Source organism: Pseudomonas sp. NY15437 (assembly GCF_048068435.1).
Classification (GTDB): Bacteria; Pseudomonadota; Gammaproteobacteria; order Pseudomonadales; family Pseudomonadaceae; genus Pseudomonas; species Pseudomonas nitroreducens_B.
On record NZ_JBLUQC010000010.1, the window covers coordinates 129,485 to 154,055 of the forward strand.

General features: G+C 65.7%; 23 protein-coding genes and 1 tRNA gene. 15 read left to right on the forward strand and 9 right to left on the reverse strand.

Annotation, left to right across the window (positions count from 1 at the left end; genetic code table 11):
* Positions 1-179 precede the first annotated feature (179 nt).
* A complete protein-coding gene (gene def, locus ACNFIA_RS21755; RefSeq protein WP_416788558.1) occupies positions 180-719 on the forward strand; it encodes a peptide deformylase in 540 nt (179 codons plus the stop codon).
* Positions 720-1,132: 413 nt separating this feature from the next.
* Here the strand turns inward: def and ACNFIA_RS21760 are convergent, their stop codons facing one another.
* Positions 1,133-1,990: a MurR/RpiR family transcriptional regulator gene (locus tag ACNFIA_RS21760; protein WP_259756331.1), complete on the reverse strand. Its 858-nt coding sequence runs from the start codon at positions 1,988-1,990 to the stop codon at positions 1,133-1,135.
* A gap of 186 nt (positions 1,991-2,176) precedes the next feature.
* Here ACNFIA_RS21760 and zwf point away from each other — a divergent pair, with 186 nt between their 5' ends.
* Genes zwf through ACNFIA_RS21775 form a run of 3 tightly spaced genes read left to right on the forward strand, consistent with a single transcriptional unit; the run spans position 2,177 to position 5,014 of the window.
* Complete coding sequence (zwf, locus tag ACNFIA_RS21765; protein WP_259756330.1) at positions 2,177-3,646, forward strand: glucose-6-phosphate dehydrogenase; 1,470 nt, start codon at positions 2,177-2,179, stop codon at positions 3,644-3,646.
* Positions 3,633-4,349, forward strand: a complete 717-nt coding sequence (gene pgl / locus ACNFIA_RS21770; protein WP_416788560.1) for a 6-phosphogluconolactonase — start codon at positions 3,633-3,635, stop codon at positions 4,347-4,349. The genes zwf and pgl overlap by 14 nt, the downstream gene beginning before the upstream one ends.
* A 17-nt stretch (positions 4,350-4,366) precedes the next feature.
* On the forward strand, positions 4,367-5,014 hold the full coding sequence (locus tag ACNFIA_RS21775) for a bifunctional 4-hydroxy-2-oxoglutarate aldolase/2-dehydro-3-deoxy-phosphogluconate aldolase (protein ID WP_259756326.1): 648 nt from the start codon (positions 4,367-4,369) through the stop codon (positions 5,012-5,014).
* 166 nt (positions 5,015-5,180) lie between these two features.
* Here ACNFIA_RS21775 and ACNFIA_RS21780 read toward each other — a convergent pair whose 3' ends face one another.
* From ACNFIA_RS21780 to ACNFIA_RS21795, 4 genes are all read right to left on the reverse strand, one after another.
* The gene (locus tag ACNFIA_RS21780) at positions 5,181-7,013 is read right to left on the reverse strand and encodes an ABC transporter ATP-binding protein (protein ID WP_416788563.1); all 1,833 of its coding nucleotides are present in this window, start codon (positions 7,011-7,013) and stop codon (positions 5,181-5,183) included.
* Positions 7,014-7,087: 74 nt separating this feature from the next.
* Positions 7,088-7,648 carry a peptidylprolyl isomerase gene (locus ACNFIA_RS21785; protein WP_416788714.1) on the reverse strand — a complete coding sequence of 187 codons (561 nt, stop codon included), beginning with the start codon at positions 7,646-7,648 and terminating at the stop codon, positions 7,088-7,090.
* A 29-nt stretch (positions 7,649-7,677) separates the two neighbouring features.
* Positions 7,678-8,469, reverse strand: coding sequence for an alpha/beta fold hydrolase (locus ACNFIA_RS21790; protein WP_259756323.1), 792 nt, complete (start codon positions 8,467-8,469; stop codon positions 7,678-7,680).
* Positions 8,470-8,500: 31 nt separating this feature from the next.
* Complete coding sequence (locus tag ACNFIA_RS21795) at positions 8,501-9,427, reverse strand: LysR family transcriptional regulator (protein ID WP_416788565.1); 927 nt, start codon at positions 9,425-9,427, stop codon at positions 8,501-8,503.
* A gap of 55 nt (positions 9,428-9,482) precedes the next feature.
* On the opposite strand from ACNFIA_RS21795, the gene ACNFIA_RS21800 reads away from it, so the two are divergent.
* From ACNFIA_RS21800 to ACNFIA_RS21840, 9 genes are all read left to right on the forward strand, one after another.
* A complete protein-coding gene (locus ACNFIA_RS21800) occupies positions 9,483-9,797 on the forward strand; it encodes a 3-phosphoglycerate kinase (RefSeq protein WP_259756321.1) in 315 nt (104 codons plus the stop codon).
* A gap of 142 nt (positions 9,798-9,939) precedes the next feature.
* Positions 9,940-10,539 (forward strand): FMN-dependent NADH-azoreductase, encoded by a 600-nt coding sequence (locus ACNFIA_RS21805; RefSeq protein WP_416788568.1) that lies wholly within the window; start codon positions 9,940-9,942, stop codon positions 10,537-10,539.
* A gap of 198 nt (positions 10,540-10,737) precedes the next feature.
* The gene (gene ihfB, locus ACNFIA_RS21810; protein WP_003091441.1) at positions 10,738-11,022 is read left to right on the forward strand and encodes an integration host factor subunit beta; all 285 of its coding nucleotides are present in this window, start codon (positions 10,738-10,740) and stop codon (positions 11,020-11,022) included.
* Between the two features lie 33 nt (positions 11,023-11,055).
* Positions 11,056-11,361: a LapA family protein gene (locus tag ACNFIA_RS21815; RefSeq protein WP_259756317.1), complete on the forward strand. Its 306-nt coding sequence runs from the start codon at positions 11,056-11,058 to the stop codon at positions 11,359-11,361.
* Positions 11,354-12,505 (forward strand): hypothetical protein, encoded by a 1,152-nt coding sequence (locus ACNFIA_RS21820; protein ID WP_416788573.1) that lies wholly within the window; start codon positions 11,354-11,356, stop codon positions 12,503-12,505. Before ACNFIA_RS21815 ends, ACNFIA_RS21820 begins: the two co-directional genes overlap by 8 nt.
* Positions 12,506-12,559: 54 nt before the next feature.
* Positions 12,560-13,522 (forward strand): UDP-glucose 4-epimerase family protein, encoded by a 963-nt coding sequence (locus ACNFIA_RS21825; RefSeq protein ID WP_416788576.1) that lies wholly within the window; start codon positions 12,560-12,562, stop codon positions 13,520-13,522.
* On the forward strand, positions 13,519-14,544 hold the full coding sequence (locus ACNFIA_RS21830; protein ID WP_416788578.1) for an MraY family glycosyltransferase: 1,026 nt from the start codon (positions 13,519-13,521) through the stop codon (positions 14,542-14,544). Before ACNFIA_RS21825 ends, ACNFIA_RS21830 begins: the two co-directional genes overlap by 4 nt.
* A 73-nt stretch (positions 14,545-14,617) precedes the next feature.
* The gene (locus ACNFIA_RS21835; RefSeq protein ID WP_259756312.1) at positions 14,618-16,606 is read left to right on the forward strand and encodes a polysaccharide biosynthesis protein; all 1,989 of its coding nucleotides are present in this window, start codon (positions 14,618-14,620) and stop codon (positions 16,604-16,606) included.
* Positions 16,607-16,798: 192 nt separating this feature from the next.
* Positions 16,799-17,143, forward strand: coding sequence for a ComEA family DNA-binding protein (locus tag ACNFIA_RS21840; protein ID WP_416788581.1), 345 nt, complete (start codon positions 16,799-16,801; stop codon positions 17,141-17,143).
* A gap of 93 nt (positions 17,144-17,236) precedes the next feature.
* Here the strand turns inward: ACNFIA_RS21840 and ACNFIA_RS21845 are convergent.
* Positions 17,237-17,312 (reverse strand) — tRNA-Asn (locus tag ACNFIA_RS21845).
* A 69-nt stretch (positions 17,313-17,381) separates the two neighbouring features.
* The gene (locus ACNFIA_RS21850; protein ID WP_416788583.1) at positions 17,382-18,578 is read right to left on the reverse strand and encodes an amino acid aminotransferase; all 1,197 of its coding nucleotides are present in this window, start codon (positions 18,576-18,578) and stop codon (positions 17,382-17,384) included.
* A 184-nt stretch (positions 18,579-18,762) separates the two neighbouring features.
* Here ACNFIA_RS21850 and uvrB point away from each other — a divergent pair, with 184 nt between their 5' ends.
* Positions 18,763-20,778, forward strand: coding sequence for an excinuclease ABC subunit UvrB (uvrB, locus tag ACNFIA_RS21855; protein WP_416788586.1), 2,016 nt, complete (start codon positions 18,763-18,765; stop codon positions 20,776-20,778).
* Between the two features lie 133 nt (positions 20,779-20,911).
* On the opposite strand, the gene ACNFIA_RS21860 is transcribed toward uvrB, so the two are convergent.
* Entirely contained in the window at positions 20,912-22,411 is a 1,500-nt protein-coding gene (locus ACNFIA_RS21860; RefSeq protein ID WP_085988858.1) for an MDR family MFS transporter, read from the reverse strand.
* Positions 22,412-22,460: 49 nt separating this feature from the next.
* Positions 22,461-23,495: an HlyD family secretion protein gene (locus tag ACNFIA_RS21865; RefSeq protein WP_416788588.1), complete on the reverse strand. Its 1,035-nt coding sequence runs from the start codon at positions 23,493-23,495 to the stop codon at positions 22,461-22,463.
* Between the two features lie 109 nt (positions 23,496-23,604).
* Here ACNFIA_RS21865 and ACNFIA_RS21870 point away from each other — a divergent pair, with 109 nt between their 5' ends.
* Complete coding sequence (locus ACNFIA_RS21870) at positions 23,605-24,525, forward strand: LysR family transcriptional regulator (protein ID WP_416788591.1); 921 nt, start codon at positions 23,605-23,607, stop codon at positions 24,523-24,525.
* The last annotated feature ends 46 nt before the right edge of the window (positions 24,526-24,571 follow it).

Sequence of the window (24,571 nt, forward strand, 5' to 3'; positions counted from 1 at the left end):
CGAATGTCGGCAAACGTCCGTCGTTCGATGGTCGTTCAGAGGTTCAGTCTACCACCCGCTCGGCGCCCCCTGCGGGGCGCTGCCGGGCGGTCGCGGGGTTGCCAGACGGTTCGCGGGGGCCGAGGATGCTGCTCGTACTGGAAGCATGCCGCTTTCACTCAACGGCGAACGAGGCCGAGATGATCCGCGAGATTCTCAAGATGGGCGACGAGCGCCTGCTGCGCATCGCCCCGCCGGTGCCCGAGTCGATGATCGGCAGCGCCGAGCTGGCGCAACTGATCGACGACATGTTCGAAACCATGCACCACGTCGGCGGCGTCGGCCTGGCGGCGCCGCAGATCGGCGTCGACCTGCAACTGGTGATCTTCGGGTTCGAGCGCAGCGAGCGCTACCCGGATGCGCCGGCGGTGCCGCCGACCATTCTGCTCAACCCGCTGATCACACCCATTGGCGACGAATTGGAAGAAGGCTGGGAGGGCTGCCTGTCGGTGCCGGGGTTGCGCGGCGCGGTGAATCGCTACCAGCGCATCCGCTACCAGGGCGTCGACCCGCAGGGGCTGCCCATCGACCGCACCGTGGAGGGCTTTCACGCCCGCGTGGTGCAGCACGAATGCGACCACCTGATCGGCCGCCTGTACCCGTCGCGGATTACCGATTTCAGCAAGTTCGGCTTTACCGAGGTGCTGTTCCCGGGACTGGATCCGGCGGCGGATGATTGATCGGGCGCGAATCGAGCCGGGGGCGCTGGCGCAGGATTTCCCCTGTAGGAGCACGCCGTCTTTCAGCGGTGCAGGGCGAGCGATCGCGGGCATGGCCCGCTCCTACAGGTTTGCCCCGCCGCTGGGGCGCTCGTAGGAGCAACTGCCTTTTTCTGAAAGTTTGTGCCTGGGTTTCTTCCCTCTCCCTAACCCTCTCCCTGAAGGGAGAGGGGACTGGATCAGTGCCGGCCGAAACTGCGGCTTCAGCCGGCTCGGAGGGATCCCTCTCTCTTCGGAGCGGGGCGCGTAGCCAGGGCGGGAGAGTGGGCGGCCCGGGCGCTACACTTCCTGTAGGAGCGGACCTTGTCCGCGAAGCCCCAGCCGTGCACGCGGGCATCCCGCAGAAGCGCCGCTCCTCCGAAACTGTATTTCCCTCAGTCTTCCTCATCGAGCTGGTAGCGCGTCGGCACAAGGCTCTCCTTGATCTTGCGCAGGTGCGGCTGGAAGTCCACGCCGCGGCGCAGGGTCACGCCCGTGGCCAGTACGTCGAGCACGGTGAGCTGGATGATCCGCGAGGTCATCGGCATATAGATGTCGGTGTCCTCGGGCAGCGGAATGTCCAGGCTCAGGGTGCTGGCGCGGGCCAGCGGTGAGTCGGCGGCGGTCAGGCCGAGCACCGAGGCGCCGTTCTGCCGCGCCAGGTGCGCCACGTCCACCAGCTCGCGGGTGCGCCCGGTATAGGAAATCACCACGAACAGGTCGCCGGTGTGGGCCACCGAGGCGATCATCCGCTGCATCAGCACGTCGCTGTGAGCCGACACCGCCAGGTTGAATCGGAAGAACTTGTGCTGCGCGTCGAGCGCCACCGAGCTGGACGCGCCGAGGCCGAAGAAGTGGATCTGCCGGGCCTGGATCAGCAGGTCCACGGCGCGGTCGATCGCTTTCGGGTCGAGCAGTCGGTGAGCGCTGTCCAGCGAAGCGATGGTGCTGCTGAAGATCTTCCGGGTGTAGGCCTCGGGGCCGTCGTCGGCGGCCACCGCCTGGGTGACGAAGGCGGCGCCGCTGGCCAGGCTCTGGGCCAGCTGGATCTTCAGCTCGGGGTAGCCGCTCATGTCGAAGGAGCGGCAGAAGCGGTTCACCGTCGGCTCGCTGACGCTGGACGCCTGGGCCAGCGCGGCGATGCTGAAGCGCGTGGCCTGCTGCGGATCGCGCAGGATCACCTCGGCGACCTTGCGCTCGGCCTTGTTCAGCTCTTCCAGACGGCTCTGGATCTGCTCCAGCAGGTTTTTCATCCGTGCTCCTTGGGCAATCGACGGTTGGCCGGGTAGGTGCGGCCAGCGGCGCTATCCTAACGTCAGGCCGGCAGAGGACCAACAACGGTGCGAAGCGGCAAAAATATGTTGTTTAATTACTACATATTTGCCTTAATGTCGGTGTGGAAGGCTAACTATCGTTCAAAGTTTGGTTGGAAACAACAAATGCCTGAAGTCCGCGTTCTGCCTTGTACCCTCGCGCTGTTCGGCGCCCTGGGTGATCTCGCCCTGCGCAAATTGCTGCCGGCGCTCTATCAGCTCGACCGTGAAGACCTGCTGCACCGCGATACCCGCATTCTCGCCCTGGCCCGCGACGACGGGGCCACGGAGGCGCCGCTGGCGACCATCGAGCAGCGTCTGCGCCAGTATGTGCCGCAGAAGGAGTGGGACGAGCAGGTCTGGGCCCGCTTCCAGGCGCGCCTGCATCACCTGAGCATGGACTTCCTCGATGCCAGCTCCTACCAGGCGCTGGCCGAGCTGGTGGGTGACGAGAAGACCCTGGTCGCCTACTTCGCTACCGCCGCCTCGGTGTTCGGCGGTATCTGCGAAAATCTCGCCGCCGTCGGCCTGGCCGAGCGCACCCGGGTGGTGCTGGAAAAGCCCATCGGCCATGACCTGGAATCCTCCCGCGCGGTCAACGACGCGGTGGCGCGCTTCTTCCCGGAAAACCGCATCTACCGGATCGACCACTACCTGGGCAAGGAGACGGTGCAGAACCTCATCGCGCTGCGCTTCGCCAACAGCCTGTTCGAGACCCAGTGGAATCAGAATCACATCTCCCACGTGGAGATCACCGTGGCCGAGAAGGTCGGCATCGAAGGCCGCTGGGGCTACTTTGACAAGGCCGGCCAACTGCGCGACATGGTGCAGAACCACCTGCTGCAACTGCTCTGCCTGATCGCCATGGACCCGCCGGCGAACCTCACCGCCGACAGCATCCGTGACGAGAAGGTGAAGGTGTTGCGGGCGCTCGAACCTATCGCCCCCGAGCAACTGGCGACCCGCGTGGTGCGCGGCCAATACACCGCCGGCTACATCGATGGCAAGGCGGTGCCTGGCTACCTCGCCGAGGAAAACGCCAACCCCAACAGCGATGCCGAGACCTTCGTCGCCCTGCGCGTAGACATCCGCAACTGGCGCTGGTCCGGCGTGCCGTTCTACCTGCGCACCGGAAAGCGCATGCCGCAGAAGCTGTCGCAGATCGTCATCCACTTCAAGGAACCGCCGCACTACATCTTCGCCCCCGAGCAGCGTTCGCTGATCAGCAACCGGCTGATCATCCGCCTGCAGCCGGACGAGGGTATTTCCCTGCAGGTGATGACCAAGGACCAGGGCCTGGGCAAGGGCATGCAGCTGCGCACCGGCCCGCTGCAACTGAATTTCTCCGAAACCTTCCAGACCGCCCGTACGCCGGATGCCTACGAGCGACTGCTGCTGGAAGTCACGCAAGGCAACCAGAACCTGTTCGTCCGCAAGGACGAGATCGAGGCCGCCTGGACATGGTGCGACGGCCTGATCGACGGCTGGGGGCGCCTGGGCGAGGAGCCCAAGCCATACCCCGCCGGAAGCTGGGGACCACAGGCCTCGGTTGCCCTGATCGCACGCGACGGGAGGGACTGGTATGGCGATCTTTGAACCCGAACTGGCCGAAGGCATGGCCTGGAAGTCCTGGAGCAGCGCTGCGGCGCAGGCCCGTGGACTGGCCGACGCCGTGGCGGACGCACTGCGCGACGCGCTGATCGAGCGTGGCCGCGCGCTGCTGGTGGTCTCTGGCGGGCGCAGCCCGGTGGCGTTCCTCGAAGCGCTGAGCAGCGCGGTGCTGGACTGGTCGAACGTGGCCGTCAGCCTCGCCGACGAGCGCTGGGTGCCCGAGTCGCATCCCGACAGCAACGCCGGCCTGCTGCGCCGTCACCTGTTCAAGGGCGCGGCGGCGAAGGCGCAGTTCATCGGCCTTTACCAACCGGCGGTGAGCCTGGAAGAGGCCGCCGACAAGGCCGACCGCTACCTGCATGAGCTGATGCTGCCCATCGACGTGCTGGTGCTGGGCATGGGCGACGACGGCCACACGGCATCGCTGTTCCCCGGCAGCGCCAACCTGGCGGAGGCCCTCGACCCGGCCGGTACGCGCCGTTGCCTGCCGATGTGGGCGCCGAGCGTGCCGCACCAGCGCCTGACCCTGACGCGCGCCGTGCTGCAGGGCGCGCGGGTGCAGATCCTGTCGATCCAGGGCGAGTCCAAGCTGGCCACCCTGAGCCAGGCGCTTGCCGACAACGACGACCAGCGCATGCCGGTCAATGCGTTCCTGCGTTCCCCTCTTTCGATCCACTGGTGCCCCTGAGGCACGGAGTTACCGCAATGTCTGAACAACACATCCAGCAGATCGACGCCCTGGCACAGCGCGCGCGCATCCTGCCGGTGATCACCATCGACCGCGAGGCGGACATCCTGCCCATGGCGGATGCCCTGGCGGCCGGCGGCATCACTGTTCTGGAAGTGACCTTGCGGACGTCCCTGGGGCTTACCGCGATCCGCCTGCTGAGCGAGCAGCGCCCGGAGCTGGTCGTCGGCGCCGGCACCGTGCTCGACGCGGAAACCTTTGCCCAGGCGGAAGCGGCAGGGGCGCAGTTCATCGTCACGCCGGGCTGCACCGAGGAGCTGCTGCAGTATGCGGTGACCCGTCCGGTGCCGTTGCTGCCGGGCGTGGCCACGGCGTCGGAAATCATGGCGGCCTACCGCCACGGCCTGCGCCGCTTCAAGCTCTTCCCGGCGAAGGTCTGCGGCGGCGTGGAGGCCCTCAAGGCGTTTGGCGGGCCGTTCCCCGAGGTGCGTTTCTGCCCCACCGGCGGCGTCGGCCCGGACAACCTCAACGACTATTACCGGCTGGCCAACGTGATGTGCGTGGGCGGCAGCTGGATGCTGCCCAAGGCCGCCATCGACAGCGGCGACTGGGCCACGGTCGAACGCCTGAGCCGCGAGGCGCTGGCGCTACTAGATACACACTGAGCTGTCCTGATCTGGACATGCCCGGCCTTGTGCCGGGCTTTTTTATGGGCACGTGAGCCCCGGCGTTCGCACTGTCCTGTAGGAGCGAGCTTGCTCGCGAACAGCCCCAGCATCCGAGCTGCCGGGAAATCGGTTCGCGAGCAAGCTCGCTCCTACGAAGGGCACCTCAATCCACCCCGACGAACCCACCGGTCTGGTGTCGCCACAGGCGCGCATACAACCCGCCGTGGGCCAGCAGTTCGGCATGGCTGCCGCTCTCGACCACGCGGCCGTGCTCCAGCACCACCAGGCGGTCCATGCGCGCGATGGTGGAGAGGCGGTGGGCGATGGCGATCACCGTCTTGCCCTGCATCAGGGTTTCCAGGCTTTCCTGGATCGCCGCTTCCACTTCCGAGTCCAGCGCCGAGGTGGCCTCGTCGAGGATCAGGATCGGCGCGTCCTTGAGCAGTACGCGGGTGATCGCGATGCGCTGGCGCTGCCCACCGGAGAGCTTCACCCCGCGTTCGCCGACGTGGGCATCGAGGCCGAAGCGGCCCTCGGCGTCGCTCAGCTGCGGGATGAACTCCGAGGCGCGGGCCTTCTGGATGGCGTCCTGCAGCTCCGCTTCGCCGGCATCCGGGCGGCCGTAGAGCAGGTTGGAACGGATCGAGCGGTGCAGCAGCGAGGTGTCCTGGGTGACCATGCCGATCTGCGCGCGCAGGCTTTCCTGGGTCACGTGGGCGATGTCCTGGCCGTCGATGAGGATGCGTCCGCCTTCCAGGTCGTACAGGCGCAGCAACAGGTTCACCAGGGTCGACTTGCCGGCGCCGGACGGGCCGACCAGGCCGATCTTCTCGCCGGGGCGCACCGTCAGGTCGAGGCCGCTGATCAGGCCGCCGCCCTTGCCGTAGCTGAAGCTCACCTGGTCGAAGCGCACTTCGCCGCGGTTCACCACCAGGGGCTTGGCGTCGGGCGCATCGACCACCTGGCGGGGCAGGGCGATGGTCTGCATGCCGTCCTGCACCTGGCCGACGTTCTCGAAGATGCCGCCGACCACCCACATGATCCAGCCGGACATGTTGTTGATGCGGATGACCAGGCCGGTGGCCAGGGCGATGGCGCCCACCGAGATCAGCGACTGGGTCCACAGCCACAGGGCCAGGCCCGTGGTGCCGGCGATCAGCAGGCCGTTGAACACGGTGATGGTGACGTCCATCGAGGTCACCACGCGCCCGGCGAGTTGCGTCTTGCGGGTCTGGTCGTCGATGGCTTCGCGGGCGTAGTCCTCTTCCTGGCGCGTGTGGGCGAACAGCTTGAGGGTGGTGATGTTGGTGTAGCCGTCGACGATCCGGCCCATGAGCTTGGAGCGCGAATCCGAGGCGGCCACCGAGCGGCGTTTGACCTGTGGAATGAAGTAGGCCAGGGCGCCGACGTAGCCGATCACCCAGAGCACCAGCGGGATCATCAGGCGCCAGTCGGCCTCGGCGAACAGCACCAGGGCGCTGATGGTGTAGATGAGCACGTGCCAGATCGCGTCGACCACCTGCACGGCGGAGTCGCGCAGGGAGTTGCCGGTCTGCATGATGCGCTGGGCGATGCGCCCGGCGAAATCGTTCTGGAAGAAGCCCAGGCTCTGCTTGAGCACGTAGCGGTGGTTCTGCCAGCGGATCAGGTTGGTCATGCTGGGGTTGATGCTCTGGTGCACCAGCATGTCGTGCAGGCCGTTGAACACCGGGCGCAGGATCAGCGCCACCACGGCCATCCAGATCAGTTCATGGCCGTGTACCGAGAAAAAGTCAGCGGGGGCGGTGCCCTGGGCAAGGTCGACGATGCGCCCCAGGTAGCTGAACAGCGCGACTTCGATCAGGGCGGCGATCAGGCCAACGAAGAGCAGGGCCAGGAACACCGGCCAGACCTGGCGCAGGTAGTAGACGTAGAAGCGGACGACATCGGTGGGCGGCATGCGCTCGGGGACGTCGCGGAAGGGATCGATCAGACGTTCGAAACGACGGTACAACATGATTCTTCTCGGGTTGTTGGCGGAGCCTCCCTGGCCCCGCCGTTAATGGCCTCCGTCAGCCGTCCGGGTGGAACTTACAGACGCTTGGCGGAGAGGATGACCACGGGGGTGGTCGGTACGTCCTGGAACATGCCGCGGTTGCCGGTCTTCACGCCGGCGATCTGGTCGACAACGCCCATGCCGCGCACGACCTTGCCGAACACCGCGTAGCCGAAGTCGCGGGCGCCGTGGTTGAGGAAGTCGTTTCCGGTCAGGTTGATGAAGAACTGGCTGGTGGCGGAGTTCACGTCGCTGGTGCGTGCCATGGCCAGGGTGCCGCGCTCGTTGAGCAGGCCGTTGTCGGCCTCGTTCTTGATCGGCGCCTGGGTGTCCTTTTCCTTCATGGCTTCGGTGAAACCGCCGCCCTGGATCATGAAGTTGGGAATCACGCGGTGGAAGATGGTTCCGTTGTAGAAGCCGCTGTCGACGTAGGACAGGTAGTTCTTCACAGAAGTCGGTGCCTTGTCGGCGTACAGCTCGATTTCGATTTCACCGGAGGTGGTGGACAGCAGTACGTGCGGCTTGTTGGCATCGGCGGCGAGCGCCGAACCGGCCAGGACCAGGGAGCAGGCGGCGAGCAGGAAGCGTTTGAACAGGGTCATTTGGTGGATGTTTCCTGAAGGTTCTAGGGATGGTCGACCTGCTCGAGGAAATCGAGCAGGGTGGTATTGAATCGTTCCGGCTGGTCCAGCGGCGTGGCATGGCGCGAGTCCTCGATCACCACCAGGCGTGCGTTGGGCATGCGTCCGACATACGCCTGCTTGAGCGAGACGGGGGTGTAGTCGCGGTCGGCGCTGATCACCAGGGTTGGACAGGTTATGCGCGCGAGGCGCTCCTGCACACCCCAGCCGATGATGGCGTGCAGGCTGGAGAGGTAGGCGCGCTTGTCATTCTGCGGCCAGCGCTGCTCGATCTTGCGCCGCAGGTCGCTCTGTTCCGGCTTGGGGAAGAGCATGCGGCCCAGCGCCTTGCCCACCGTATCCAGGCCCAGAACATGGGCGAGGAACAGCCGGCGCGCCACTTCCAGGTACTCGCGCAGGCTGCGCGGCTTCACTTCCGGGGCGCTGTTGACGATGGTCAGGCTGTTCAGCCGTTCCGGCCAGCGGGTAGCCAGTTCGAAACCGATCATCCCGCCCATGCTGATACCTACCAGGTGCACGCGGCCCAGGCGCAGGTGGTCGAGCAGGGCGACCACGTCGTCGGCGAAGGCGGCGATGCTGTAGCGCTGGCGCGGTTTGTCCGACTGGCCGTGGCCGCGCACATCCAGGGCAATCACCCGGTGGCGCTTTTCCAGTTCGGGCACCTGGAACTCCCAGTCGCGGGTGCTGGAGCCGAGCCCGTGCACGAGCAGCACCGGCGTGCCGAAGCCGCTCTCTTCATAGTGCAGGCGATGACCGGCGTGGTCGAAGAACGGCATGTCGGGCTCCTTGTGTGCGTGGTCCTGGGCGTCAGGCCGGGCTTTGCGGGGCGGCGAAATGGGCGTCGAGCGGCACGTTGGCGTAGGTGGTCAGCAGCTCCACGAGGATCTGCGTAGCCGGGCCCAGGGGCTTTTCCTTGTTCGGATAAAGATAGAAGCGGCTCTCGCGCACGCCGCCCTGTTTCATCGGCAGCGGCTTGAGCTGGCCGTCGCGCAGCTCGCGCTCGATCATGTGCCGCGGCAGCCAGGCAAAGCCCAGGCCGTTGCTGACGAAGGTGGCGGCGGTGGCCAGGCTGCCGACTGTCCAGCGCTGTTCGGCGCCGAGCCAGCCGACGTCGCGCGGCTGCAGGCGGCCGGAGTCGCGGATCACCACCTGCATCTGGGTTTCCAGGTCCTGATGGGTGACTTCGCGCTGCAGGCGGTGCAGGGCGTGGTCGGGATGGGCAACGGCGACGAAGTCGACGATGGACAGGTCGGCGCCCAGGTGGCCGGGGATATTCAGGCCGCTGATGGCGAGGTCCGCATGGCCCTGTACCAGCGCTTCCTCCACGCCCGACAGCACTTCCTCGCGCAGCAGCACTCGGCAGCCGCGGCTCTGCGGCATGAAGGCCGACAGCGAGCGCACCAGGCGCACGGTGGGGTAGGCGGCGTCCACGACCAGGCGCACCTCCGGCTCCCAGCCCTGCTCCATGTGATGGGCCAGCTCTTCGAGTTGTCCGGCGGATTTGACCAGTTGCCGCGAACGGCGCAGCAGCACTTCACCGGCTTCGGTGAGCACGGCCTTGCGCCCGTCGATGCGCAGCAGCGGAACGCCGAGTTGCTCCTGCATGCGCGCCACTGTGTAGCTGATCGACGACTGCGAACGGTGCAGGGCTTCCGCCGCCTGGGCGAAGCCGCCGTGATCGACCACGGCCTGCAGGGTTCTCCACTGATCCAGGGTAACGCGGGGCGCTTTCATCCTCGCTTCCTCTTGTCTAATCTGGCGGTCCGCAGAAGACCAACAAGAGACCGCCATGAAAAAATTCTGTTGTGCCGTTCTGGCACTGCTGCCGCTGACCGCCCTGGCTTACCCCATCGAGGTGCAGAAGAGCCTCAACGGCGCCGAGGTGGACATCGAGACCCAGGACATCGGTGACCAGATGGGGGCGATCCTCCTGCGCAATGGCGGCCAGCAGCCGGTGACCTGCACCGCGGTCTTCGTCAACGGCCCGGAAACGCCCCATGTGCGCAAGGCCACCATCGCGCCGGGCAAGGAGGCCAACCTGACCTCCAGCTTCAGCCGCGCGGTGATCAAGCTGCGCATCAAGCTGACCTGCAATCCTTCCTGAGTGTTCGTCCAGAGTAGAAGCAGGCGGGACAAGAATCAATTTATCCGATAATTAGGAGCGATTTTTTACGCTTTTTTATCGATTTGTTCATATTTAGGATGACCTCCATCGACACATTCAACGACCGATGGAGGTCCAGTCCATGTCCCGCGTTCTGGTTATCGAAAGCAGTGCCCGTCAGGAAGGTTCCGTTTCCCGCCAACTGACCCGCGATTTCATCGCCCAGTGGCAAGCGGCCCGCCCGGCCGACTCGATCCAGGTTCGCGACCTGGCCGTCGAGCAGGTGCCGCACCTGGACGCCCACCTGCTGGGCGGCTGGATGAAGCCGGCGCAGGAACACAGCGACATCGAGCGCGCCGCCCTGGAACGCTCCAACCTGCTGACCGCCGAACTGCAGGCCGCCGACGTCCTGGTCCTGGCTGCGCCGATGTACAACTTCGCCATCCCCAGCACCCTCAAGTCCTGGCTGGACCACGTGCTGCGCGCCGGCGTCACCTTCCAGTACACCGAGACCGGCCCGCAGGGCCTGCTCACCGGCAAGCGCGCCTTCGTACTCACCAGCCGCGGCGGCGTCTACGCCGGTGGCGCGCTGGATCACCAGGAACCCTACCTGCGCCAGGCGCTGGGGTTCGTCGGCATCCACGACGTGACCTTCATCCACGCCGAAGGCCTGAACATGGGCGGTGAATTCGCCGAGAAAGGCCTGGCCAAGGCCAAGGCGCAGCTCGCCGCCATCGCCTGATCCGTTTTTCCGCTTGCGCGTCCCCCCGCTCCTGGACGCGACCGTGGCCGATCTCCTCCCCAGGGATCGGCCATTTTTTATTGGGCAACCACTTGACCGGGTGAAAACACATCCTTCGGCTTCGGGCTGTTCAAAGCATGACCAGCATGCTAAAAGAACCTTGAGCTGATCTAGCCGCTTGAAAAAGAAGGGAAAACCATGACCAAGTCGGAGTTGATCGAGAGAATCGTCACCCATCAGGGGCAGCTTTCCGCAAAGGATGTGGAGCTGGCGATCAAGACCATGCTTGAGCAAATGTCCCAGGCTCTGGCGACGGGGGATCGCATCGAAATCCGGGGTTTCGGCAGCTTCTCTCTGCATTACCGCGCGCCTCGCGTGGGGCGTAATCCGAAAACCGGCGAGTCGGTGCGCCTGGACGGCAAGTTCGTCCCGCACTTCAAGCCCGGCAAGGAGTTGCGCGACCGCGTCAACGAACCCGAGTGACCCCGGGGTATCCGTCTTCAAGAAGGAGTGTCCATGCTTCGGGCAAAACGTTTCCTGCTGATTCTGGCGCTGGTCGTGCTGGCCGCCGTCGTCGTGGTTTTCGTCCTGGAAAACCTGCAATCGACCCAACTGACCTTCCTGGGCTGGCAGTCGCCGCAGTGGCCGCTGGTGGTCTTCATCTCCCTCGCCTTCATCCTGGGCGGCGTCATCGGCCTGCTGCTTAGCATCCCGTTCCGCGCCAGGGCGCACGCGCGCCTGTCCGGGCTGCGCTCGGAAGTCACCCGTTTCCGCAAGGAGAATGACGCGCTGCGTGAAAAGTCGCTGACGGACCATGCCTAGCGTCATCGCCACGCTGTTCTTCTTCTGCGCCCTGGCCATCGGCTGGTGGATGGGGCGTCGTTCGCTTTCCCGGGCCCCGGCTGTCTCCGAATCCAACCTGCGAGCGCGGGTCCACAGCATGCACAACCTGCTGGAGCGGCACTCCGACGATGCGCTGGAGAGCTTGTCCCAGGGGCTGGTGGTCAGCCCGGAGACGCTGGAAAGCCATCTCCACGTCGGCAACCTGTTTCGTCGCCGGGGCGATATCGAGAAAGCCATCCACATCCACCAGGACCTGCTGGGTCGTGCCGGCGAGGACGGTTCGCTGGTGGCCCAGGTGCGCCTGGAACTGGCCCGCGACTACATCGCCGGCGGCTTGCTGGGCAGCGCCGAGGAGTTGCTCGACGAGCTGACCCGGCAGCGCGACGAGCCGATCTCCCTCGAGGCGCTGGATGAACAGCGCCTGATCTGCGAACGCGAGAAGAACTGGTCGCGCGCCATCGAACTGGCTGCCCGATTGGTGCCGAGCCGTTCCGAACTCAGTGCCGCGCTGGCCAACTACTACTGCGAACTGGCCCAGGAGAAGGGCAGGGCAGGGGACCGCAGCGCCATGCAGGAATTGCTGCGCGAGGCGCGTCGGGTCGACAAGCGCTGTGTACGCGCGCTGCTGATGCGCCTGGACTGTGAGCTGTGGCGCAAGGACCAGGCCGCGGCGGTGGCCACCATCGGCGAGCTGGCCAGGGATGCCAAGGCCTTCCTCGGCGAGATCGTGCCGCTGTTGCGGCGTTACGACGGCCTGGCCCGCCCGGAACTGCTGGCATGCCTGCGCGAACTGGCCGCGGGTGAAGAGGTGCCTCCGGCCATCCTCGCGCTGCTGGCCGACAGCGAGCAGCCGGCGCGGGCAGCCACCTGGCGCGAGAGCCTGCTGGAGCGGGTGGAGCGCCATCCGTCCTGGCAGGGCGTCGGCGAATACCTTGAAGTGGTGGCAAGCGAGCCGGAAAAAGAGCCGGCGAGCGGAAAAATCGCTCCAATAATCATCGGTTTGTATAAGACAATGCCGCGCTATCGATGCGGCAAATGCGGCTTCGCCGGCCGCGAGCTGCATTGGCAATGCCCCAGCTGTCACGCTTGGAATGCGCTGCGACCGGTCATCTCGCCGCTCTGACGCGTTCGCTCAACATGGAAGACGCCGCTGGCGTCAGGTTCTGCAGGTACTGGCTTGAAGGTTCTACTCACGGGCGCGACCGGGTTTGTCGGCCGAGGCGTGCTGGCGCGCTTGCGTCAGGAAAACGATGTGCAGGTCCGCGTCGCCCAGCGCGGCCGTGCGGCGCCGTGGCCCGAGGGCGTCGAGGTGGCGCAGATCGACGGGCTGAGTGTCGCCCAATCCTGGGATGAGGCGCTGCAGGGCGTCGAGGTGGTGATCCACTGCGCCGCGCGCGTTCATGTGATGGACGAGCAGGCGGCCGACCCTCTGGCCGAGTTTCGCGCGGTCAACGTCGAGGCGACTCGCCATCTGGCGCAGCAGGCGGCAGCGGCCGGGGTGACGCGTTTCGTCTTCGTCAGTTCGATCAAGGTCAATGGCGAGGAAACCGCCGCGGGGCGGCCGTTCACCGCCGATGCGACGCCGCGCCCGCAGGACGCCTACGGGCAATCCAAGCTCGAAGCGGAGCAGGCCCTGTTCGCGATTGCCGCGCAGACCGGGCTGGAGGTCGTGGTGGTGCGCCCGCCGCTGGTCTACGGGCCCGGGGTGAAGGCCAACTTTGCCAGCCTGATGCGCGCCTTGCAGCGCCGGCTGCCGCTGCCCTTTGGCGCCATCGACAATCGCCGCAGCCTGGTGGCGCGGGACAACCTGGTGGACCTGCTGCTTTGCTGCGCCCGGCATCCGGCGGCGGCGGGCCAGGTATTCCTGGTCAGCGACGGCGAGGACCTGTCCACTGCGCAGCTGTGCCGCGGCCTGAGCCAGGCGCTGGGCGTGCGTCCGCGCCTGCTGCCGGTTCCGCCTGCCCTGCTGCGCCTGCTGGGGCGGCTGACGGGCCGCAGCCAGCAGGTCCAGCGTCTGCTGGGGTCGCTCCAGGTGGATATCTCCGCCACGTGCAGGCGGCTCGATTGGCGGCCGCCGGTACGCGTCGAACAGGCGTTGCGGGAAACGGCGCAAGCCAGCGGCAGGGAGCCAGGACGATGAGTATGGGATTACTGCTGGCGGGCGTCTTCATCGCCTCATGGGCAATGACGGCCGGCGTGCGGCGCTACGCGCTGGCGCGCAGCATCATGGACATTCCCAACGCGCGCAGTTCGCACCAGATTCCCACGCCGCGTGGCGGCGGTGTCGCCATCGTGCTGGGTTTCCTCGGCTGCCTGCCCTTGGCGGGGGGGCTGGGCGCGGTGGATGGCAGCAGCCTGCTGGCCCTGTTGCCGGCCGGCGCCCTGGTAGCGATCGTTGGGTTTATCGACGATCACCGGCACATTCCGGCGCGCTGGCGGCTGATCGGGCATTTTGCCGCGGCGCTCTGGCTTCTCGGCTGGCTGGGGGGCGTGCCTCCGTTGCCGATGCCCTGGGGGCCGCTAGACCTCGGCCTGGCGGGCGATCTGCTCGGATTGGTGTTCCTCGTCTGGTTGCTCAACCTGTACAACTTCATGGATGGCATCGACGGGATCGCCGGTCTCGAGGCCATCACCGTCTGCCTGGGCGGCGCCCTGTGCGGCTGGGCTGTGGGAGCGGCGCAACTGATCTGGCTGCCAGCGATCCTGGGGTTGGCGGCGGCGGGGTTCCTGGTCTGGAACTTCCCTCCGGCGCGCATTTTCATGGGCGACGCGGGCAGCGGCTTCCTCGGCTTGATCCTCGGCGGCCTGGCCTTGCAGGCGGCGTTGGTGGCACCGCCGTTGATCTGGAGCTGGTTGATCCTGCTGGGCGTGTTCGTCGTGGATGCCACCTTCACCCTGATCCACCGGCTGATGCGCGGCGAGCGCGTCTACGAAGCGCATCGCAGCCATGCCTACCAGCGCGCCTCGCGGCGCTACGGCAGCCATCTGCGGGTGTCGCTGGCGGTCACCGCGATCAACGTGCTGTGGCTCATGCCGCTGGCGTTGCTGGTCGCGCTGGGGCATGTTTCGGGTTTGCTGACGCTGATTGTGGCCTATGCTCCCTTGGTGCTTGTCGTAGCTCATCTGGGTGCAGGTCGTCCGGATGAACAGGAAGTGAGCTGAACTCCGCCGGATTTGGTGGTCAATGTAGCGGATGGACACTACCCTCCGTTCGGGATTTAAGGGACAAGCGCTGATGCTCCGAGAACGCCTGCTGAGGCTTCCGAGACGACATAAACGATTACTGCAGGTCGCCACCGATATCGTCCTGGTGTGGTTCGCGTTGTGGCTGGCGTTCATCGTGCGCCTGGGCGCCGACGACCTGGAGTATCCCTTCCGCGTCCACGGCTGGTTGTTCGTGGCGGCGCCGTTGGTGGCCATCCCGCTGTTCATCCGGTTCGGCATGTACCGGGCGGTCATGCGCTACCTGGGCAACGACGCGCTGGTCGCCATCTGGAAGGCCGTGACGATCTCGGCGTTGCTGCTGTCGCTGGTGGTCTACTGGAACCGCTCGGTGACCGAGATGGTTCCGCGCTCGCTGGTCCTCAACTACTGGTGGCTGAGCCTGCTGATGATCGGCGGCCTGCGCCTGGCGATGCGCCAGTACTTCATGGGCGACTGGTACAGCACGGTGCAGGCCGTTCCGTTCCTCAAGCAGCAGGATGGCCTGCCCAAGGTGGCCGTCTATGGCGCCGGTTCTGCGGGCAACCAGCTGGTGGCGGCGCTGCGCCTGGGGCGTGCGATGCGCCCGGTGGCGTTCATCGATGACGACGATGAGATCGCCAACCGCGTCATTGCCGGCCTGCGCGTCTACAAGCCCAAGCATATCCAGCAGATGATCGACGAAACCGGCGTGCAGGAAGTGCTGCTGGCGATTCCGTCGGCCACCCGCGCCCGTCGCCGCGAGATTCTCGGCTTGCTCGAACCCTACCCGGTCCACGTGCGCAGCGTGCCCGGCTTCATCGACTTGGCCAACGGCCGGGTGCGGGTGGACGACATCCAGGAAGTGGACATCGCCGACCTGCTCGGCCGCGACCCGGTGGAGCCGCGCAAGGAGCTGTTCGAGCATTGCATCCGCGGCGAAGTCGTCATGGTCACCGGTGCCGGTGGCTCCATCGGGTCGGAGCTGTGCCGGCAGATCCTCGGCTCCGGGCCCACTGTGCTGGTGCTGTTCGAGCACAGCGAATACAACCTCTATCGGATCCACCAGGAGCTGGAAAGCCGCGTCAAGCGCGAGTCGCTCGCGGTGCAGCTGGTGCCGATCCTGGGCTCCGTGCGCAGTGCCGAGCGCCTGCTGGACGTCATGCGCACCTGGAAAGTCGCCACCGTCTACCACGCGGCGGCGTACAAGCACGTGCCCATCGTCGAGCACAACATCTCCGAGGGCGTGCTCAACAACGTGATGGGCACGCTGCACACCGCGCAGGTGGCCGTGCAGGCCGGGGTCGCTCACTTCGTGCTGATTTCCACCGACAAGGCGGTGCGCCCGACCAACGTGATGGGCAGTACCAAGCGCCTCGCGGAGATGATCCTGCAGGCCCTGAGCCAGGAGTCGGCGCCGGTGCTGTTCGGCGATAAATCCGGTGTACACCAGGTCAACAAGACCCGGTTCACCATGGTGCGCTTCGGCAACGTGCTGGGCTCGTCCGGGTCGGTGATTCCGCTGTTCCGCGAGCAGATCAAGCGTGGCGGCCCGGTGACCGTCACCCATCCGGGAATCACCCGGTATTTCATGACCATCCCCGAAGCGGCCCAGCTGGTCATCCAGGCCGGCTCCATGGGCCGCGGCGGCGACGTCTTCGTGCTCGACATGGGGCAGCCGGTGAAGATTCTCGAGCTGGCCGAACGGATGATCCACCTCTCCGGCCTGAGCGTGCGCTCCGAGCACACGCCGCACGGCGACATCTCCATCGAGTTCAGCGGCCTGCGGCCCGGTGAAAAGCTCTACGAAGAGCTGCTGATCGGCGACAACGTCAGTGCCACCGAGCACCCGATGATCATGAAGGCCAACGAGGAGTTGATGCCGTGGGAGGGCTTCAAGCTCGTCCTGGCGGATCTGCTCAAGGCCGTGGACCAGGGCAACTACGCACGGGTGCGCCAACTGCTGCGGGAGACCGTCAGCGGTTATTGCCCGGAAGGCGAGATCGTCGACCTGATCCACCAGCAGCGGCGCATGGAGCCCTGATCCAGGGCCGTTAGCAGACGTGACGATCGCTGCGTCTGCGAGCTATGTCAGGCGTTTCTTCGCCCTCTGTGGGCGGCGCCGGAAACTGCAGCCGACTCGCTGCACCGGCGTTTCCCTCGGTATTTCTGGCGATATGTTTTCTTCGCGGCGCATCGGCGCTGCCTCGAAACCTGATATGGCTGGAAACGATTCATGAAGAGAAATCTGCTTTCCGTTGCAAGCCTGCTCCTGCTGGTGAGCCTCTCCTGGGCGGGTATCGCCCAGGCGGACACGAAGGCTGCCCCTGTGACGCAACCCGCCGCCCAGGCGCCCGCGCCTGCGGCCAAGGCACCTGCCTCGGCGGAGTCGGTGAACATCAATACGGCGTCCGCCGAAGAGTTGCAGAAGGCCCTGAAGGGCATCGGCAAGGTGAAGGCCCAGGCCATCGTCGACTACCGGACCAGCAATGGGCCGTTCACCACGGTTGACCAACTGCTGGAGGTGAAGGGGATCGGCAAGGGGACGCTGGACAAGAACCGCGACCGGATATCGCTCTGACGCGCGCCGTGTTGAAAGGAAGAGGCCGGTCGATGACCGGCTTTTTTCATGCCCAATAAAAAAGCCCCCGGCATGTGCCGAGGGCTTTGAATTTGGCTCCGCGACCTGGACTCGAACCAGGGACCCAATGATTAACAGTCATTTGCTCTACCGACTGAGCTATCGCGGAACAACGGTGCGTATCTTACTGATTAAGAAGGGGAAGTCAACATTCAGCCGATAACTTCCCCTGATTTTTTTACAGCACCTGGACGATGGCGCGGGTGACGGTGTCCAGGTTGCCGTTGTTCAGCGCGGCGACGCAGATGCGCCCGGTGCCGACGGCGTAGATGCCGAATTCGTTCTTCAGGCGCTCGACCTGCTCGGCGGTCAGGCCGGAGTAGGAGAACATGCCGCGCTGCTGGGCCACGAAGCCGAAGTCACGCTTGGCGCCCAGGGCGGCCAGTTGCTCGACCATGGCCACGCGCATGGTGCGGATGCGGGTGCGCATCTCGCCCAGTTCTTCTTCCCAGACGGCACGCAGTTCCGGGCTGTTCAGCACGGCGGCGACGACGCTGGCGCCGTGGGTCGGCGGGTTGGAGTAGTTGGTGCGGATCACACGCTTGACCTGGGACAGGACGCGGGCGGACTCCTCGCGGCTGTTGGTCACGACCGACAGGGCGCCAACGCGCTCGCCGTACAGCGAGAACGATTTGGAGAAGGAGCTGGAGACGAAGAAGTTCAGGCCCGACTTGGCGAACAGGCGCACGGCGGAGGCGTCTTCGTCGATGCCGTCACCGAAGCCCTGGTAGGCGATGTCGAGGAACGGTACGTGGCCCTTGGCCTTGAGCACGTCCAGCACCTGCTTCCAGTCGTCCATGGTCAGGTCGACGCCCGTCGGGTTATGGCAACAAGCGTGCAGAACCACGATCGATTGGGAAGGCAGGGCGTTCAGGTCTTCCAGCAGGCCGGCACGGTTGACGCCATTTGTGGCGGCGTCGTAGTAGCGGTAGTTCTGCACCGGGAAGCCGGCGGACTCGAACAGGGCGCGGTGGTTTTCCCAGCTCGGGTCGCTGATGGCGACGGTGGCGTTGGGCAGCAGGCGCTTGAGGAAGTCGGCGCCGGTCTTCAGGGCGCCGGTACCACCGACGGCCTGGGTGGTGACCACGCGGCCTTCGGCCAGCAGTTCCGAGTCAGCGCCGAAGAGCAGCTTCTGCACGCCCGAATCGTAGGCGGCGATGCCTTCGATCGGCAGGTAGCCGCGCGGAGCATGGGCCTCGATGCGGGCTTTCTCCGCGGCCTGCACGGCGCGCAGCAACGGGAGGCGGCCTTCCTCGTTGTAATAAACGCCTACGCCCAGGTTGATCTTGCCCGGACGGGTATCGGCGTTGAAAGCTTCGTTCAGGCCCAGGATCGGGTCACGGGGGGCCATTTCGACAGCGGAGAACAGACTCATGTTGGCAGCAGCTCTAAGGCGGGAGTGAAGTGCAATTGCAACCCGCCCGCTCACGGCGCTGGGGGTTGCGTCGACGGGCCGGTATTATATAGGCCTCTATGGCAGGCGGCGAGTTGTCGCGCATGCTTTTCGACTGGTATGACGCTTTGGCGACCGAAGCGTCACACGCAAAAGCGAGGTTCCCATGTCGATTTTTCAGCTGGATTCGCGATTCGAGCCCGCCGGTGACCAGCCCGAAGCCATCCGACAGATGGTGGAAGGTTTGGAAGCGGGCCTGTCGCACCAGACGCTGTTGGGGGTGACCGGCTCCGGCAAGACCTTCAGCATCGCCAACGTCATTTCCCAGGTGCAGCGCCCGACCATGGTCCTGGCGCCGAACAAGACGCTGGCCGCACAGCTCTACGGCGAATTCAAGACCTTCTTCCCCAACAACGCCGTCGAGTACTTCGTCTCCTACTACGACTACTACCAGCCCGAGGCCTATGTGCCGTCCTCGGACACGTACATCGAGAAGGATTCCTCGGTCAACGACCACATCGAGCAGATGCGGCTGTCGGCGACCAAGGCGCTGCTGGAGCGCAAGGACGCCATCATCGTCTGCACCGTGTCGTCGATCTACGGCCTGGGCGACCCGGCGTCCTACCTGAAGATGGTTCTGCACCTGGATCGCGGCGACAAGATGGACCAGCGCGAGCTGCTGCGCCGCCTGACCAGCCTGCAGTACACCCGCAACGACATGGACTTCGCCCGTGCGACCTTCCGCGTGCGGGGCGACGTGATCGACATCTTCCCCGCCGAATCGGACCTGGAGGCCATTCGCGTCGAGCTGTTCGACGATGAGGTGGAGAACATCGCCGCCTTCGATCCGCTGACCGGCGAGGTGCTCACCAAGCTGCCGCGCTTCACTTTTTACCCCAAGAGCCACTACGTCACCCCTCGGGAGACGCTGCTGGAGGCGGTGGAGCAGATCAAGGAAGAGCTGAAGGTGCGCCTGGACTACCTGCGTACCAACAACAAGCTGGTGGAGGCGCAGCGCCTGGAACAGCGCACCCGTTTCGACCTGGAGATGATTCTCGAACTGGGCTACTGCAACGGCATCGAGAACTACTCGCGCTACCTCTCCGGCCGCGGGCCCGGCGAGCCGCCGCCCACGCTCTACGACTACCTGCCGGACAATGCCCTGCTGGTGATCGACGAATCCCACGTCAGCGTTCCCCAGGTCGGCGCCATGTACAAGGGCGACCGCTCGCGCAAGGAAACCCTGGTGGAGTACGGCTTCCGCCTGCCGTCGGCGCTGGACAACCGCCCGCTGCGCTTCGAGGAGTGGGAGGCGATCAGCCCGCAGACCATCTTCGTCTCGGCGACGCCCGGGCCCTATGAGGACCAGCACGCCGGCCGGGTGATCGAGCAGGTGGTGCGGCCCACCGGCCTGGTCGACCCGGAAGTGGAGATCCGCCCGGCGACCACCCAGGTGGACGACCTGCTCTCGGAAATCAACCGTCGCGTTGCCCAGGACCAGCGCGTGCTGGTCACCACCCTGACCAAGCGCATGGCCGAGGACCTCACCGACTACCTGGGCGACCACGACGTGCGCGTGCGCTACCTGCACTCGGACATCGACACCGTGGAGCGGGTGGAAATCATCCGCGACCTGCGCCTGGGCAAGTTCGACGTGCTGGTGGGCATCAACCTGCTGCGCGAGGGCCTGGACATGCCGGAAGTGGCGCTGGTGGCGATCCTCGATGCGGACAAGGAAGGCTTCCTGCGCTCCGAGCGCTCGCTGATCCAGACCATCGGACGCGCCGCGCGCAACCTGCACGGCAAGGCAATTCTCTATGCCGACAGCATCACCGGCTCGATGCAGCGGGCGATCAACGAGACCGAGCGGCGCCGCACCAAGCAGCTGGAGTTCAACGCCAAGCACGGCATCGTGCCCAAGGGCGTGAAGAAGGACATCAAGGACATCCTCGAAGGTGCCGTGGTGCCGGGCGCCAAGGGCAAGCGGCGCAGCCTGGCGAAGGTGGCGGAGGAGAGCGGCAAGTACGAGAACGAACTGCGCACGCCGGACGAGATCGGCAAGCGCATCAAGCAGCTCGAGGAGCGCATGTACCAGTTGGCCCGCGACCTGGAGTTCGAGGCCGCGGCCGGCGTGCGCGACGAGATCGGCAAGCTGCGTGATCGGATGGTGTCGATGGGGTGAGTGGCAGCGCCGCTCAAGATGGCTCTTCGTAGGAGCGAGCTTGCTCGCGAGCCACTGAGCACCCTGGGATTCCGGCGGGAAGCGGGTTCGCGAGCAAGCTCGCTCCTACACAGGGTGGCGTAGTGCGGGGCGGTCAGTGCGCCCCGGCTCCCGCACCAGCCCCCATGCCCGCCGGCAGCGGGCGCGTCAGCAGCACCGCCACCATGCTCACCGCCAGCACGATGCCGATGGCATGGAAGGCGTCGTTGTAGGCCATGATGGCCGCCTGCTGGTGGACGATCTCGCTGATCTTGCCCAGCGCCGCCTGCTGCGTGCCGAGTTGCGATGTCAGCTGCGCCAGGCGCTCGTCAACGGCGCCGTTCACCGGCACCACCGCTTCGCGCAGGTAGTCGTAATAGACCTTGGCGCGGCTATCCAGCAGCGTGGCCAGCAGGGCGATGCCGATGGCGCCGCCGAGGTTGCGCAGGATGTTGAACAGGCTGGAGGCCGAGCCCGCATCCTGCGGTTGCAGGTAGACGGTGGCGATCAGCGAGATGGTGACCATCACCATCGGCTGCCCGAGGGCGCGCAGCAGCTGGATCTGGTTGAACTGCGGCCCGGCGAAGTCCGGGTTGAGCACGCCGGAGAAGAAACTCGCCATGCCGAACAGGCCGAAGCCCAGGGCGCAGAGCAGGCGCGGCTCGATGATCTTCATCAGCTTGGGAATCAGTGGGATGAGGAACAGCTGCGGCACGCCCATCCACATGATCACCTCGCCGATCTGCATCGCGTTGTAGCCCTGGATCTGCGCGAGATACAGCGGCAGCACGTAGATCGAACCGTAGAGCCCCATGCCCAGGCCGATGCTGGAAATGCTCGACAGGCCGAAGTTGCGGTTGCGCAGAATCCCTAAGTTGATCAGCGGGTTGGGCCGCGAGGTCTGCAGGATCACGAAGAGGATCAGGCTGACCAGCGCGATGCTGCCCAGGCTGACGATCAGGTTCGATTCCAGCCAGTCCTTGCGGTGGCCTTCCTCGAGGAAGACCTGCAGGCAGCCCAGGCCGATGGCCATGGTGACGATGCCGGCGTAGTCGGTGCTTTTCAGCAGCTCCCAGTGCGCCGGCTTCTTTTCCAGGCCGTAGAGCAGGCCCGCGATCATCAGCAGGCCCGGCGGAATGTTGATGTAGAAGATGTATTCCCAGCCGAAGTTCTCCGTCAGCCAGCCGCCCAGGGTCGGGCCGATGGAGGGCGCGAAGGTGGCGGTGATGGCGAACAGCGCCATGCCCTTGGGGCGGTGGTGCTCCGGCAGCTTGATCAGCGCCAGGGTGAAGGCCAGGGGGATCAGCGCGCCGCCGGTGAAGCCCTGCATGGCGCGGAACACGATCATGCTCTCCAGGTTCCAGGCGAACGAGCAGAGCAGCGAGGAGAACAGGAAGCCGACGGAGATCATCCACGCCAGGCGGCGCGCGGAGAGCAGCTGCACCAGCCAGGCGGTGAGCGGGATCATGATGATCTCGGCCACCAGGTAGGAGGTGGAGATCCACGAACCTTCCTCCAGGGTGGCGGCCAGCGCGCCCTGGATGTCCTTGAGCGAGGAGTTGGTGATCTGGATGTCGAGCACCGCCATGAACGCGCCGAGCATGGCGCTGAACACGGCGATCCAGTCGCGGCGGGTCGGTTCGCCGACCGGCCGGATCAGTTGGTCACCGGCCACCCAGCTCGACCTCTGCCTCGACGGACATGCCCGGGCGGATCAGCCCCTTGAGCGGGTTGTCGTCGGCGAAGGTGATCTTGACCGGAATGCGCTGCACCACCTTGGTGAAGTTGCCGGTGGCGTTGTCCGGCGGCAGCAGGCTGAACTGCGCGCCGGAGGCGGCGAACAGGCTCTGCACCTGGCCTTCGATGGGCTGGTCGGGGAAGGAGTCGAACACCAGCTTGGCGCTCTGGCCGGGGCGCATCTTGCCGATCTGGGTTTCCTTGAAGTTGGCCTGGACCCAGATGCCGTCGTCCGGCACCAGCGACAGCAGCTGGCTGCCCACCTGCACGTACTGGCCGACGCGGGCGCCGCGCTGGCCCACCAGGCCGCTGACCGGCGCATGGATTTCGGTACGGGCGAGGTTGATCTCGGCCTGGGTGATGTCGGCGCGGGCGCTTTCGATCTGCGCCTGTAGGCGTTGCACGTCGGTGGCGAGGGTTTCGCGCTGCACGCGCTGGGCCTGCAGGTCCGCCTGGGCCTTGGCGACCTGGGAGCGGGCGACATTGGAGTCGGCGGCCAGGGTGGTCACGCGTTCCTCCGACACGTAGCCGGGCTTGCGCAGGGCCTGGGCGCGGCCGAGGTCGACCTCGGTACGGCCGAGGGTGGCCTGGCTGGCGTTCACGTCGGCCGCGCTGGCGGCGATCATGCTGGTCTGGCCCTTGAGCTTGCTGCGCGCCTGCTCCAGTTCCGCCTCGCGGGTGGCCAAGGTGGCCTTGGCGCGGTCGAGGGCGAGCTGGAAGTCGGCGGCTTCGAGCTTCACCAGCAACTGGCCCTTCTCGACGTGCTGGTTGTCCTGTACCAGCACCTCCTCGACGCGGGCACCGAGTTGGCTGGCGATACGGGTGATCTCACCCTGCACGTAGGCGTTGTCGGTGCTCTCGACGAAGCGGCCGATGAAGTACCAGCGCGCCAGGAAGGCGAGGGCGACCACGGCGAGGATGACGAAGAACACGGACAGGCGGCGTTTCAATTGTGCGGGCATAGGTAAACGAGCGTTTGGTTGGCCAAAAAATGTTTGCCAATGTAACAGTGTTCCGTGGCGGCACGTAGCCGCTACACTTCGGAAACTTTGTTGCTTATAGGGAACAATCATGGGGCTGGATGATGCGCTGATCTTCACCCGCGTGGTGGAGATGCACAGTTTCACCCAGGCCGCGCACAGCCTCGGGATGCAGAAGTCCACGGTGAGCCGGCGTATTGCGCTGCTGGAAGAGCGCCTGGGCGTGCGCCTGATCAACCGCACCACCCGCAAGCTGCGCCTGACCGAGGTGGGCCAGGCCTATTACGATCGCTGCCGGCAGATCATGCATGACTTCGCCGAAGCGGAGCAGGCGGTGATGCAACTGCAGCAGGCGCCGTCGGGATTGTTGCGCATCAGCGCGCCCATCGAGTTCGGCCAGATGTACCTGGCCAAGGTGCTGGGCGACTTCATGAACCTGTATCCGCAGATCACCGCGGAGGTCGAGCTGACCTCGCGAAATGTCGATCCGCTGGAGGAGGGCGTGGATATCGTCATCATGGTCGGCCAGCCGGAGGACTCTACCCTGATCGCCCGGCGCATGCTGACCACCAATCGCTGCCTGTGCGCCAGCCCGGACTACCTGGAGCTGCACGGCCGGCCGCAGACCGTCGATGAGCTGGCGGGCCACCGCGCCGTGTTGCTGCAGGCCGACTCCCAACGCTACTGGCCGCTGCGCGGGGAAACCGTGCCGTGCCACCGGGTGCTCTCGTGCAACAACATCACCTTCGCCCGCGAAGCCGTGCTGGCCGGGGTGGGCATTGCCTCGCTGCCGGAGCTGATCGTCGACGAGCAACTGGCCAGCGGCCGCCTGGTGCGCGTGTTGCCACAGATCCAGCTGCCGGTGGGCGAGTTGTATGCCGTCTACCCGTCGCGGCGTTTCCAGGCGATGAAAGTGAAGGCGTTCCTCGATTTCCTGATCCACAACCTGCCCATCGATCCCGGTCGCTGGCTGGAGCCGAAGGCGGCCCGCCTGATACCATCGCACCCATGAGCGCGCGCGCCGTCGCGCGCTGTCCGCTTCACACGAAGAATTGCTG

Coding starts and splice junctions, on each gene's coding strand:
- ACNFIA_RS21790 (WP_259756323.1), bottom strand. CDS start 8,469: ATGCCGTTCTTCGACCACGCCGGTCATCGCCTGCACTATGAAGAGAGC.
- ACNFIA_RS21835 (WP_259756312.1), top strand. CDS start 14,618: ATGCTCCGAGAACGCCTGCTGAGGCTTCCGAGACGACATAAACGATTA.
- ihfB (WP_003091441.1), top strand. CDS start 10,738: ATGACCAAGTCGGAGTTGATCGAGAGAATCGTCACCCATCAGGGGCAG.
- ACNFIA_RS21775 (WP_259756326.1), top strand. CDS start 4,367: ATGTCTGAACAACACATCCAGCAGATCGACGCCCTGGCACAGCGCGCG.
- ACNFIA_RS21780 (WP_416788563.1), bottom strand. CDS start 7,013: ATGTTGTACCGTCGTTTCGAACGTCTGATCGATCCCTTCCGCGACGTC.
- uvrB (WP_416788586.1), top strand. CDS start 18,763: ATGTCGATTTTTCAGCTGGATTCGCGATTCGAGCCCGCCGGTGACCAG.
- ACNFIA_RS21815 (WP_259756317.1), top strand. CDS start 11,056: ATGCTTCGGGCAAAACGTTTCCTGCTGATTCTGGCGCTGGTCGTGCTG.
- ACNFIA_RS21850 (WP_416788583.1), bottom strand. CDS start 18,578: ATGAGTCTGTTCTCCGCTGTCGAAATGGCCCCCCGTGACCCGATCCTG.
- ACNFIA_RS21800 (WP_259756321.1), top strand. CDS start 9,483: ATGAAAAAATTCTGTTGTGCCGTTCTGGCACTGCTGCCGCTGACCGCC.
- ACNFIA_RS21760 (WP_259756331.1), bottom strand. CDS start 1,990: ATGAAAAACCTGCTGGAGCAGATCCAGAGCCGTCTGGAAGAGCTGAAC.
- ACNFIA_RS21805 (WP_416788568.1), top strand. CDS start 9,940: ATGTCCCGCGTTCTGGTTATCGAAAGCAGTGCCCGTCAGGAAGGTTCC.
- def (WP_416788558.1), top strand. CDS start 180: ATGATCCGCGAGATTCTCAAGATGGGCGACGAGCGCCTGCTGCGCATC.
- pgl (WP_416788560.1), top strand. CDS start 3,633: ATGGCGATCTTTGAACCCGAACTGGCCGAAGGCATGGCCTGGAAGTCC.
- zwf (WP_259756330.1), top strand. CDS start 2,177: ATGCCTGAAGTCCGCGTTCTGCCTTGTACCCTCGCGCTGTTCGGCGCC.
- ACNFIA_RS21830 (WP_416788578.1), top strand. CDS start 13,519: ATGAGTATGGGATTACTGCTGGCGGGCGTCTTCATCGCCTCATGGGCA.
- ACNFIA_RS21865 (WP_416788588.1), bottom strand. CDS start 23,495: ATGCCCGCACAATTGAAACGCCGCCTGTCCGTGTTCTTCGTCATCCTC.
- ACNFIA_RS21795 (WP_416788565.1), bottom strand. CDS start 9,427: ATGAAAGCGCCCCGCGTTACCCTGGATCAGTGGAGAACCCTGCAGGCC.
- ACNFIA_RS21840 (WP_416788581.1), top strand. CDS start 16,799: ATGAAGAGAAATCTGCTTTCCGTTGCAAGCCTGCTCCTGCTGGTGAGC.
- ACNFIA_RS21870 (WP_416788591.1), top strand. CDS start 23,605: ATGGGGCTGGATGATGCGCTGATCTTCACCCGCGTGGTGGAGATGCAC.
- ACNFIA_RS21820 (WP_416788573.1), top strand. CDS start 11,354: ATGCCTAGCGTCATCGCCACGCTGTTCTTCTTCTGCGCCCTGGCCATC.